This window comes from Prosthecobacter fusiformis (assembly GCF_004364345.1).
In the GTDB taxonomy this organism is placed as follows: Bacteria; Verrucomicrobiota; Verrucomicrobiia; order Verrucomicrobiales; family Verrucomicrobiaceae; genus Prosthecobacter; species Prosthecobacter fusiformis.
Map to the genome: position 1 here is coordinate 163,990 of NZ_SOCA01000009.1, position 11,765 is coordinate 175,754.

Annotated in this window: 10 protein-coding genes; 7 read left to right on the top strand and 3 right to left on the bottom strand. The window is 56.8% G+C overall.

Features of this window, described 5'->3' with window-relative positions:
* Positions 1 to 67 precede the first annotated feature (67 nt).
* From EI77_RS19090 to EI77_RS19100, 3 genes are read left to right on the top strand one after another with little or no spacing between them, the layout of a single operon-like run.
* Positions 68 to 640, top strand: coding sequence for a YceI family protein (locus EI77_RS19090; RefSeq protein WP_133796906.1), 573 nt, complete (start codon positions 68 to 70; stop codon positions 638 to 640).
* Positions 641 to 645: 5 nt separating this feature from the next.
* Positions 646 to 1,794, top strand: coding sequence for a type III polyketide synthase (locus EI77_RS19095; RefSeq protein ID WP_133796907.1), 1,149 nt, complete (start codon positions 646 to 648; stop codon positions 1,792 to 1,794).
* 2 nt (positions 1,795 to 1,796) lie between these two features.
* Entirely contained in the window at positions 1,797 to 3,851 is a 2,055-nt protein-coding gene (locus EI77_RS19100) for an FAD-dependent monooxygenase (RefSeq protein ID WP_133796908.1), read from the top strand.
* A gap of 4 nt (positions 3,852 to 3,855) precedes the next feature.
* Here the strand turns inward: EI77_RS19100 and EI77_RS19105 are convergent, their stop codons facing one another.
* Both EI77_RS19105 and EI77_RS19110 read right to left on the bottom strand, forming a co-directional pair.
* Positions 3,856 to 4,902, bottom strand: a complete 1,047-nt coding sequence (locus tag EI77_RS19105; RefSeq protein WP_133796909.1) for an agmatine deiminase family protein — start codon at positions 4,900 to 4,902, stop codon at positions 3,856 to 3,858.
* On the bottom strand, positions 4,895 to 5,761 hold the full coding sequence (locus EI77_RS19110; RefSeq protein ID WP_133796910.1) for a carbon-nitrogen hydrolase: 867 nt from the start codon (positions 5,759 to 5,761) through the stop codon (positions 4,895 to 4,897). The genes EI77_RS19105 and EI77_RS19110 overlap by 8 nt, the downstream gene beginning before the upstream one ends.
* A 191-nt stretch (positions 5,762 to 5,952) precedes the next feature.
* On the opposite strand from EI77_RS19110, the gene EI77_RS19115 reads away from it, so the two are divergent.
* Together EI77_RS19115 and EI77_RS19120 are read left to right on the top strand one after the other, a co-directional pair.
* A complete protein-coding gene (locus EI77_RS19115) occupies positions 5,953 to 6,336 on the top strand; it encodes a ComEA family DNA-binding protein (RefSeq protein WP_133796911.1) in 384 nt (127 codons plus the stop codon).
* Between the two features lie 136 nt (positions 6,337 to 6,472).
* Positions 6,473 to 7,495, top strand: a complete 1,023-nt coding sequence (locus tag EI77_RS19120) for a TIGR00266 family protein (protein ID WP_133796912.1) — start codon at positions 6,473 to 6,475, stop codon at positions 7,493 to 7,495.
* 37 nt (positions 7,496 to 7,532) lie between these two features.
* Here the strand turns inward: EI77_RS19120 and EI77_RS19125 are convergent, their stop codons facing one another.
* On the bottom strand, positions 7,533 to 8,903 hold the full coding sequence (locus EI77_RS19125; protein WP_133796913.1) for an NCS2 family permease: 1,371 nt from the start codon (positions 8,901 to 8,903) through the stop codon (positions 7,533 to 7,535).
* Positions 8,904 to 9,035: 132 nt separating this feature from the next.
* Here EI77_RS19125 and EI77_RS19130 point away from each other — a divergent pair, with 132 nt between their 5' ends.
* Both EI77_RS19130 and EI77_RS19135 read left to right on the top strand, forming a co-directional pair.
* A complete protein-coding gene (locus tag EI77_RS19130; RefSeq protein WP_166647368.1) occupies positions 9,036 to 10,526 on the top strand; it encodes a sulfatase family protein in 1,491 nt (496 codons plus the stop codon).
* A 178-nt stretch (positions 10,527 to 10,704) separates the two neighbouring features.
* Positions 10,705 to 11,724 (top strand): OmpA family protein, encoded by a 1,020-nt coding sequence (locus tag EI77_RS19135; RefSeq protein WP_208300413.1) that lies wholly within the window; start codon positions 10,705 to 10,707, stop codon positions 11,722 to 11,724.
* Positions 11,725 to 11,765: the final 41 nt, after the last annotated feature.

Genomic DNA, 11,765 nt, shown 5'->3' on the forward strand with positions numbered 1-11,765 from the left:
CCCCCAGGGAGCGGCGGTGCAATAAACGGGCGGACTGGATTTGAAGCTGAATTTTTCTGTTATTTCTATGAACTCGTATTTATTACTTTTAATTAACCTTTTGTTAGGTGCCACCCTGGTGCAGGCGGATCAAAAAGTGCTGTGGTCAGGAACCGGGGACATAACTTTTTCCGGTACTTCCACCCTTCATGACTGGGCGGGCAAAGTGGCGGCCAGCCCTTTTTCGGCCACAGTGGTTTATGACGAATCTGGTCGGCCCCAAAGGATCCAGGCGAAGGTTTCAGTGGAAGCTGGCAAGATGGACACGGCCGAGCCAAAACGGGATGAAAACATGAAGCAGGCACTGAATGTCCCGATTTACCCGCTGATCCAGGCCAGCCTGGATGCTCCGGCAGAGAAAATTGCTGCGGATGGCAAAACGCCCACCCGTCTGCCGATGACCCTGATGCTACTAGGGAAGTCCCACAAAATCGTAGCGGAGATCAGTGATTGGAAACTGTCTGCCAAGAAAGCGACCTTTGATCTGGACTTCGACGTATCCATGAAGGCTAGCGGGATCAGTGTCCCGCCGGTGCTGATATTCATCCGCGTAGGCGATGCCGTGAAGGTGCATGCCTCTGTGACCCTCACACAAAACTGATCCCCATGTCTTCTTACATTCATCACATCGCCACGGCCACGCCACCCTATGCCTACAGCCAAGCTTATACGCGTGACCGGCTCAAGGAATGGACGCAGAATCCGAAGACGAAGCGACTGATCCAGGCGATCTATAACCGGAGTGGCATTGAGACGCGGCATAGTGTGACGGGTGACTTCATCGCCGGGGCGGATGCAACGTTATTCAGGTCTGATGCGGAGGGCAGGCTTATTCCTCCAGGCACTGCGGAGCGAAACCGTGTTTATGCACACAGTGCGCGTGAGCTTTCGGTGGAGGTGGCGAAACGCGCGATTGCGGATGCGCCGGGTTTTGCCAAAGAAGACATTACCCACATCATTTATACATCCTGCACGGGTTTTGCTAATCCTGGACCGGACTACCATGTCATCCGTGAGCTGGGTTTGAGAGGGAATATTCAGCGTTACACGCTCGGGTTCATGGGCTGTTATGCGGCGTTTCCGGCATTGAGGATGGCGGCGCAGTTTTGTGAAGCGGATGCGGATGCTGTGGTGCTGGTGATCTGCCTGGAACTGTGCACGCTGCACATGCAGGTCAATGACCAGCCGGACAGCATCCTGGCCAATTCTCTTTTTGCGGATGGTGCGGCGGCGGCCATTGTGAGCGCTCGGGAGCCAACGGTGAAGAAACCGGCGTATCGTCTGCGCGGTTTTGAATCAGCACTGTTGCCGTCGAGCGAGGCGGACATGGCCTGGGAGATCGGCAATGAAGGCTTTAATATTGTGCTCTCCAGCTATGTGCCGGACATCATCGGCCAGAATATCCGTCAGCTTCTGAAGGGTATCCTGACACGCAAGGGGACCTCCCCGGAGGAGATGAACGAGTGGGCGGTACATCCGGGCGGCAGGTCCATTTTAGACAAGGTGCAGGAAAGCCTGGCGCTGCCAGCGGATACGCTGGAGGCTTCCAGAACGATTTTGAGAGACTATGGGAACATGAGCAGTGCGACCATTCTGTTTGTGTTGAAGGAGATGCTGGACACGGCGGATACGGATCATGCGAATCTATGTGCCATGGCCTTTGGGCCTGGTCTCACGGTGGAAACGGCGCTGCTGGAGCGGCTGGGCAGTACGGCGATGAGCACGCATGCTTTGGCTGAAAACTTGAAGGTCTGACCATGGCTTCAACGACAATGATGTACACGCCAGCTCAGCGCTGGGTGGCACTGGCTTATGGGCTGGTGAGCCATACGCTTTTTTTAGCGGCAGTGGGTGTGATGTTTGTCAGCCTTTATGAGGGACTGCATCTGAGCCTGCTGCATCTGCATGGCTGGGCGGCGGCGGTAGGGGACGTCATTTTGGTCCTGCAGTTTGGGCTTGGGCATTCGCTGCTGCTTTCCGACCAGGGCCGCCGATGGCTAGCGAGAATGGCTCCGCTGGGACTTGGGCGGGAGCTTTCGACAACGGTTTTTGCGGGGTTGGCCTCCTTGCAGTTGCTGATTACTTTTTTGTTATGGTCATCTTCGAAGGTGTTGTGGGCGGCGCCTGAGGGGTGGGTTAAAGGTGGGTTAAGCGTGCTTTACGGTATTTCTTGGCTGCTACTGGCGAAGTCCATGAGTGATGCGGGACTGGATGTGCAGGTGGGCAGCATTGGCTGGCATTCCGTGTGGCGGGGGCATGCGCCCGTATTCCGGCCGTTTGCACGCACGGGCCTGTTCAGATACAGCCGTCAGCCGATTTATTCCTCTTTCACGCTGATCCTCTGGACGGCCCCGGTGTGGACGCCGGATCATCTGCTTATCGCAATGCTGTGGACGTTGTACTGTGTGGGAGCACCCGTGTGGAAGGAGAAACGCTATCTGCGCTTTTATGGTCAGGCGTATGCTCGCTACCAGGCCGTGGTCCCGTATTGGTTCCCAGGCCGCAAGGGCCGCGATATGAGTTTTCCGACTGAGCCTTCTATTCCTGCGGTTCACGATGCCGAGGTCATTGTGATCGGTGGTGGTCCCGTGGGTATGGCCTTAGCCTGCTTGCTAGGAGGTCGTGGGGTGCGCGTGCTGGTGGTGGAAAAACGTGGAGCACTGCCTTCACATTCGCAGGCCATCGGCATCACACCGCCGACTTTGGCCATCTTGTCCGAGCTAGGGCTGGATGAAGCGTTTATAGGGCAGGGCCTGCCTATTCATGACTGCCATGTACACGGTGAAAGCGGGGCTTTGGGCATTGCTTCATTCCGGCAGATCCCGGGGCAGTATCCATTCATCCTTTCGCTGCCGCAGCAGATCAGCATGCGGCTGCTGGCGGATAAGCTGGCCCTGTATCCATCGGTTAAAATGCTGCGTGGGGTGGAAGTGGTTTCGGTAGAGCAGACCGGAGATGCCGTGACTGTGGGACTGAAGGATGAAGCAGGCGTGATCACTATCCGCAGCGCGGCTTATGCGGTAGGATGCGACGGGCACCGGAGCCGGGTGCGGGATCTGCTGCGGATGCGTTCCCGACGGTATGACTACGGGCATCATTTCGTGATGGGTGATTTCCAGGACCGAACGGCGCTGGGAGGGGAAGCGCATCTTTTTTTTACCGCACAGGGGGCCGTGGAGAGCTTTCCTCTGCCGGGAGGATTGCGGCGGTGGATCGTGCAGACAAAACAGCCGGAGGCGGAGCCACCTGCGGGTTTTATCAGTGAGGTCGTCCGTATGCGTTCAGGACACATCATTGCGCCGGAGGATCAGGTGAACCAGAGCGCCTTTTCCCCCTGGCGGCTGGACTGTGAGCAGCTCTATGATGGACGTGTTATTTTATGTGGTGATGCGGCGCATGTGATGAGCCCCATCGGTGGTCAGGGAATGAACACGGGGTTTGCCGATGCGGAGTTTGCGGCGTTGATGCTGCATGCCATTCTGCGGCAGGGCCAGCAGGCGGGTCCCTGGTTGGCGGAGTATGACCGCTGCCGACGCAAGGCATCCAACACTGCGGCTACGCGGGCCGCGCTGGGCATGGGCCTGGGTACATGGCGTGGCAAAGGGATGTCGTGGCTGCGGGACAGGCTGCTGCGGCACCTGATTTTACGCGGGCCGATGGCGGGCATTGTGGGTCCGTGGTTTGCGATGATGACGATCCCTTTCAACCGCGCGGCGAAGTCCCGTTTCGTCGCGACGTACATGACCGGTAATTGCACAGAAAAAAGCCAGCCTGAATCCAGGCTGGCTTTTCAAGAGGAGTCTCAAGGCTGAGTGATTACTTGGGCTCGTGCATAGCGATGCAGTGCAGTGCACCGCCTTCCATAACAAGATCCTTGGAGGTGACGGAGATGATCTCGCGACCTGGGAAACATTCGGCGATCTTGTCTTCCGCAATCGCGTCCTTCTTCTTCTGGCCGAAGATGGGGACCATGACGGCATTGTTCAGGATCATGAAGTTGGCATAGCTGGCCGGCAGGCGGCTGAGGCGCCAGTCCTTGGCTTCGATGGCGTTGGGCATTTCGATCTCGATGATCTCTAGCTTGCTGCCATCGGCGGTGCGGACGTCGTCGAGCTGCTCGCGGATCTGCTTGAGCACTTTGAAGTTCGGGTCGGATTCCTTGGATTCCACCATGCAGATGACGGCGTCATCGCGGACGAAACGAACGATGTCGTCGATGTGGCCGTCGGTATCGTCACCTTCGATGCCTTCTTTGAACCAGACGATGTTGCTGACGCCAAGCATGCCTTTGAGTTCTTTCTCCATCTCTGCCTTGGAGCGTGCCTTGCCGCCATTGCGGTTTGGATTCAGCAAGACGGCTTCCGTGGTCAGGAGGAGACCTTTGCCATTGGTTTCGATGGCACCGCCTTCGAGAGTGAAGTCGGAGGTGAAGCGCTGCATCTTCAGGACTTCGGCCGCCTTCTCGGGGATGGTGTTGTCGAGGTCGTAGGGGAACTTGCCGCCCCAGGCGTTGAAGTTCCAGTCGGTGATGGCGATCTCACCGGTTTCATTGTGCTTGATGAAGATGGGGCCGTGGTCGCGGCACCAAACGTCATTGGTGGTGTGATTGTAGAGGTCCACCATGTTCAGCGCGCCTTCATTGTCAGCGATGCTGAGGCGGATGCTCATGTGCATCATCTCAGGCGCATTGATGCGCACACGCTGGTAGCGGGTGAGGTTGGCTGCGATCTCTCCAAACTTGTCCTGCAGCTTGAGATAGGTCTTCGGACAGCTCTCCTTGTTGGAGGGCCATGAAAGCCAGATTGCTTCCTGCGTTTCAAATTCGGCGGGAAGGTGGTAGTTCTGCGGGTATCCTTTACTCATCGAGGTAGCGTTTGGTCAGAGGGGCGTAAGTGTCAATGCGACGATCACGGAAAAAAGGCCAAATGCGACGAAAGTCTTCAACGGCTTGAAGATCGCAGGTCACAATGACCACTTCTTCCTGTTCGACTGAACCTTTGGCGACGATTTCGCCATAAGGGTTGGCCACGAAGCTCTGGCCCCAAAATTCGGTGTCGTCCTGGAAACCGGTGCGGTTGACGGCGGCGACGAAGCAGCCATTGGCCACGGCATGGCCACGCTGGACGGTTTCCCAGGCGCAATGCTGTGCGCTGCCCAGTTCCGCCTTTTCACTGCTGAGCCAGCCGATGGCAGTTGGGTAAAAAAGGATCTCGGCTCCAGCCAGGGCAGTCAGGCGTGCGGCCTCCGGATACCATTGGTCCCAGCAGATGAGGACGCCTATGCGGCCGAATTTGGTGTCCCAGACTTTGTAGCCCAGGTCACCGGGGGTGAAGTAAAATTTTTCTTCAAAGCCCGGGTCCTGCGGGATGTGCATCTTCCGGTATTTGCCGAGATAGCTGCCATCGGCATCTACGACGGCGACGGTGTTGTGATACAGGCCTGGACCGCGCTTTTCAAAAAGGGGGACGATGATGACGACACCGAGCTCTTTGGCCAGGGCCGTCATGTGCTCGGTGGTAGGCCCAGGGATGGGCTCAGCCAGATCAAAGAGGGCTGTGTCCTGGCGGGTGCAGAAATACGGGATGTCGAAAATCTCCTGAAGGCAGATGATCTGTGCGCCCTTGGCGGCGGCATCCCGGATCAGCACGTCATGGCGGGCATGGCTTTCGGCCTTGCTTGCATACGTGGTGCCTTGGATCAGGCCGAGGGTGACGGTGGACATGGGGGGCGGAGGATTGAGAGATGTACGGGCGGCGCAAGTGAAGAAATGCGGCACATCTGTTCAGGTTACTCTTTTGAACCCCGACCTGTCAAAGCCCATGAGAGCAGCGCGAGGGGAGAATGCGGTTATTTAAAACTGGATAACCCGAGGTCAATCACCTAGTGTAGTCGCGCCTTATTCCCAAACGCCTTATGAAATCCATCCTCATCGCCCTCCTGCTTTCCACATTCACTTTCACCCTCCAGGCTGCCGATGCACCTGCTGCCAAAAAGGGTGAGGCAAAGGAAAAAACGGTGTCTGAAGCGGCCGTGGCGACAGCCAAGAAACTGACACCGACGGAGAAGACGAAACTGCTGGAACTGCTGAACAAAGGTGATGATGCGGCGCTGCAATCCCTCCCAGGCATCGGCCCTGCGAAAGCCAAAGGCATCGTGAAGGCGCGTCCATTCAGCGATCCAGCGGATCTGGTGAAAGTGAATGGCATTGGCGATGCGACCCTGGCTGACATTGTGGCACATGCGAAAGCCGGTTATCCAGTGGCGGAAAAGAAGAAGACCGAGGCCAAGAAAAAGTGATGGAGCTGCTAATAAAAAATCAGCCAAAGAGTAATCGTGACAGCTAAAAGGTGCATCTTAGTGCGCGGTCCGGTCCAGCCAGGAGGGTGTTGATATCCCTCGTGGCCCCGGAAGCACATTCATCATTACATTCCCCATGAACCCTTGGTTTTACGTCGATTCAGAAGGTCAGAGGCATCAGGTCAGCGAAGAACAATTGCAGTCTCTGGCCAGTGCCGGTGCGCTGCGGCCGGAGAGCCTCGTATGGACAGACGGGCAGGCGCAATGGAGCCGTGCTGACCAAGTGCTGCCAGCTTTGTTCAATGGTGCTGGACGCATGCCCCCACCCTTGGCAGGGCCTCCTCCTTTGCCAGGTGGCCGAGGTATGCGGGCGCATGATGTGGACTATGAGATCCATGGAAATGAGATGCAGATCGTGGAGGTGGAGCTGGATCCTGGGGAGACCGTGATCGCTGAAGCTGGTGGCATGAACTACATGGATGACGGCATCGTCTTCGAAACAAAAATGGGGGATGGATCCTCGCCATCCAGCGGTGGGCTGATGGGCATTTTGAAGACTGTGGGCAAGCGTGTGCTGACGGGAGAATCCATCTTCATGACGCATTTCACCAACCGTGCTTCTGCCGGGAAAAAACGCGTCGCTTTTGCCGCCCCCTATCCGGGTAAAATCATTCCGCTGAAGCTCACGGACTACGGTGGTGAAATCCTGTGTGAAAAGGATGCCTTCCTTTGCGCAGCCTATGGAACATCGGTGGGTATCGCCTTTCAGAAGCGATTTGGTGCAGGCCTCTTTGGTGGTGAGGGATTCATTTTGCAGCGTCTCCAGGGGGATGGAATGGCCTTCATCCATGCGGGTGGCACGATCATCAAAAAGGAGATGAAGGGGGAGACATTGCGCGTGGATACAGGCTGCCTCGTCGCCTTTACGCAGGGCATCAGTTATGACATTGAGCGGGCGGGAAATTTGAAGAGCATGTTTTTTGGCGGTGAGGGTCTGTTTCTCACCACCCTTACCGGACATGGCACCGTCTGGCTGCAGAGCCTGCCCTTCTCGCGGCTGGCGGATCGCATCCTGGCCAATGCACCTTCTGCAGGTGGCAAGGCAACGGGTGAGGGTTCCGTTCTCGGTGGCATCGGCCGCATGTTTGACGGGGAATAAACTCCGATTAAAGATCGCTGAAGGGGCTGGTGCAGGTTCAGTGCACCAGCCCCATTGTGTAATAAGCGGCGCACAGACCAGCCAGCACCCACATGCCAGCATTCAACTCCCGGCCCCGGCCGGCAGCCACTTTTAGGACCGGGTGGATGACGAAACCTGCGGTTAGGCCGTTGGCAATGTTGTAGGTGAAGAGCATCATGACGATGGTGGCAAAGGCGGGCACCCATTCGGTTAGGTCGTCGAAATCAATGCGCCTGACGGAGGACATCATCAGCACGCCCACGGCGATCAATGCCGGGCCATAAGCAAAGCGGAGCTGCTGCAGCGGCTCAATGAGCGGGATGAAAAACAGCGAGAGGGCAAACAGGCCTGCGGTGACCAGGGCGGCGAGTCCGGTGCGCGCACCTTCTGCAATGCCCGTTGCAGATTCGATATATGCGCCGCTGGTGGAGGTGCCCACCAGTCCGCTGAACATGCAGGTCAGTGCATCCACAAGCATAGGCTTTTCAATCTGTGGAAAATTGCCTTTTTCATCCAGCATGTCTGAGGCGGCACCTAGCCCAGTCAGGGTGCCGAGCGTGTCCAGGAAGCTCATCAAAAAGAGAGTGAGAAGGACCGGGAGAAAGCTCAGTTTCAATATGCCCAGGATGTCCAGTTTAAAGGCGATGGCAGTTAGATCATAGTCTCCAATGAAAGGCAGCGCAGCCAGCCCTTTGGGAGCGTGTCCGAAACCGCATAGGCCACCGATAAGCCCCGTGATAACCATGCCGATGAGAAGGGCACCGCGCACTTTGCGGATCATGAGAATGGTCATGAGCACAAATCCAAAGAGGGCTAGAAGGACCTGTGGATCTCGCAGGTTGCCGATCTTAACCGGAACTGGAGGAGCCGCAAGAAGCTCCCCTGCCCCGGTGGCCAGGGCCTGGACAGGCATGCCAGTGATGAAGCTGGTAACGATGCCCGTTTCATACAGTCCGATGAAGGCCAGGAACAGGCCGATGCCGACTGCAAAGCTATGCTTCAATCCCGTTGGAACTGCATTGGCCAGCCAGCCACGGATGCCTAACAAAGTGATGAATAAAAACAGTGCGCCACTGACGAAGACCGCGCCGAGCCGTTGCTCCCACCCAATGCCGAGGGCCACCAGGCCAAAGGCGATGAAGGCATTTTCCCCCATGTAGGGTGCGACGGCGATGGGCCGGTTGGCGATCAGACCCATCAGCAGGCAACCGAATACCGCCGTCAGGATCGTGGCTACTGTGCCTGGTCCTGAGGGAATGCCTACGAAGGCGAGGATGGCCGGATTCACCACCATGATGTAGGCCATGGTAATGAAGGTGGTGACGCCGCCTAACAACTCCTGACGCACCGTGGTGCCGCGTTCGTGCAGTTTGAAGAAGGCTTGCATGATTTCTGATGATGGGAGCGCAGGCTATCTAAGCCGCAATCGGAAAAATGAAAATGCCATGAGAGTCAGCTTTGCACTTTGATGAATCAAAGGCCGTCATGTGGCGTTGTAGTGGCGAACTGGAACACTTTCATGAAACGCCTCTTCTGCTCCCTTGTACTCCTGCTGATACCGCACATCCAGGCCGCCACTCCCAAGCCGGATGTGCTGGTCATTCTGACGGATCAATGGAGCCCGCGTTACTTGAGCTGGGAGAACCCGGAGGTAAAGACGCCGAACCTGGACCGCATCGCCAAAGAGGGGATGATTTTTGATGCCTGCTATACGACCTCCCCCGTATGCATGCCGGCGCGCATCTCGTTGATCACGGGCCTGTATCCGCACAATGGCGGGCATTCGGTTTGGGGGAATGTCAGCAATTACGCGGTGCCCACGGAAGCGGCACCGATGTTTCGTGACATTCGTGCGGCGGGTTACACAACGGCGCAAGTGGGCAAGCTGCACTGGACGGGCGGTGGAGCGTGGAGGGAGAAGTTTGCGTCTCAGGCTGAGTATCAGACCGCCCTGGGGCTGGATCATGTGGTGGATGTTCCAGGTCCGCCGGATTCCGCCACAGACCGCAGTGCCTATGGACAGTACCTGAAGAAGCTGGGGCTGTTGGATGCCGTCGCCAAGGACCTGCATGACCGCTATGTGAAGTGGGAATTCGAACCGCGTGCCAGTGTGGTGAAGCCGGAGGATTACCACGATACCTTCGTGGCCGGTGCCGCCGTGGATTTCATCGACGGTCAGCCCAAGGAGAAACCGCTTTGCCTTGTCGCCAGTTTTCATTCTCCCCATCCACCGCTGGATGCGCCTGGGGAGTTTGCGACGATGTATGATCCTGAGAAGTTGACGCTGCCTGCTAATGTGCCGGATGTTTATCTGCGCGAAGGCCATGCGCTGAACCATGCGGAGACCCGCGAGGCCCTGGCCAATTACCTGGGCAAGATCGCCCTGGTGGATGAATGCGTGGGCAGGCTGGTGGAAGCGCTGAAGAAACGGGGTACGTGGGACAATACGTTGGTGCTTTTCACGGCTGATCATGGGGAGATGATGGGTGCGCATGGCTACCTAACCAAAGGTCGTTTTTATGAAGAATCCGTCCGTGTGCCGCTGGTGGTGCGTTGGCCCGGCCAGGTGAAGGCCGGACGAACACAGGCCAGAGCGCAGATGATGGACGTTTACCCGACCATCGTGGAGGCCATTGGTGGTGAACTTTCACCTGGTCGTTTTGCGGTGTCCCAACTGCCCGTGGCCACCGGCCAGAAGAAGACGGTGCGCCGTGTCGCCATCAGCGAGATTGGGACCGTGGCACCGCTGCGTGTGATGGCCCGTGACGCCCGCTACAAGTGGTGGGCGGAAGAGGAGAAGGAGTTCCTATTCGACCTTCAGGAGGATCCTCTCGAAATGAACAATCTGGCCGACAAGCCGGAGCATCGCGAGACCCTCCAGCACATGCATGATGAAATGCTGCTGCATCTTCGCAGCACCCAGCTCAACCTTTCCGCAGGCTATAAATCCAAAGTGGCCAGGCTGCGGGAAGCGGAAGGGAACACGAAGGAGAAAAAAGCGAAGGAGTGAATCTGGAAGGGTGCTCTACCAGACCTGACGTGCGGATGGCCGCTTATCTGTTGGCTGACGGACGTTTCATCAGCCCCCCTAACTTTATTTACTTACTCATCTCGACAGCTTGCACAGGAAGGTTTTACATCGCGGTCTCATGAAGACCTCTCTTTCGTTTTGGTTGGTGGCCACGAGTATGGTCGCCCTTAATTTTGGCCACGCTCAAACAAGTCCTGAGTTTACCAAGGATGCACCAGGTTCAAAAGACCATCCCATCCTGAAGCGCATTGAGGGATCGGTGATCCTGAAATATGCGACGAAGAAATTTGATTCCCATCAGGTGGCGCTGGGTCCGGTGATCTTTGACTATGCGGAGCAAAAGACCAAGGAGTGGAAGAAGATCGATGCTGAAGGCGCAAGGACGACGCTATTCTATCGTGCACCGGCCGATGCCAGCACGCTGGAATGCCTGCGGTCTTATCAGGCTGATTTGAAGGAGAAAGGTTTTGAGATCCTCTTTGAAGGATACAGTGGCGGTAAGCCTCAGGAGGATGGTAATACTCTGGACAATGGCTATGGCCGATTTGTTGCAGGCGTGTACAAAACGGAGACCGATTATGGTCTCCAGGAATACACGTTGCCGGGTTCAGAAGACTTCCGGTATACGGCGATGAAGAAAACGGGAGAAGGCGGAGCCGGAGATGTGTATGTGACCATCTTTGCCGCTGCCGTGACGGATTCCTGGAAGGATCCTGAAAAAGGTATCCTGGCGGGCACCGTGGTGGCGCGAGTGGATGTCATCGAAACCCAGGCGATGCAAAACCGCATGGTGATGGTGAAGGCGGATGAAATGGAAAAGCAGATCACCACCACAGGCCGCGTGGCTCTTTACGGCATCTATTTCGATACCAACAAGGCGACGCTGAAACCGGAATCCGACGAGACTTTGGCTGAGGTGCAAAAACTGATGAGTACGGATCCCGGCATCAAGCTGCTTGTTGTCGGACATACCGACAATGTGGGAGAATTCGAATTCAACCGGGACCTTTCCAACCGCCGCGCTGCCGCCGTGGTGGAGGCATTGACGAGCCGTTATGGGATCTCCTCCCAGCGTCTATTTCCTTTTGGATGCAGCTTTGCCAGCCCAGCCGCTCCAAATGCGACTGAGGACGGCCGGACGAAGAACCGTCGTGTAGAGCTGGTGAAGTGGAATTAACTGGCTAGGGGCGGGCGTGCCGTGCCGGGATCTGTCGCTTA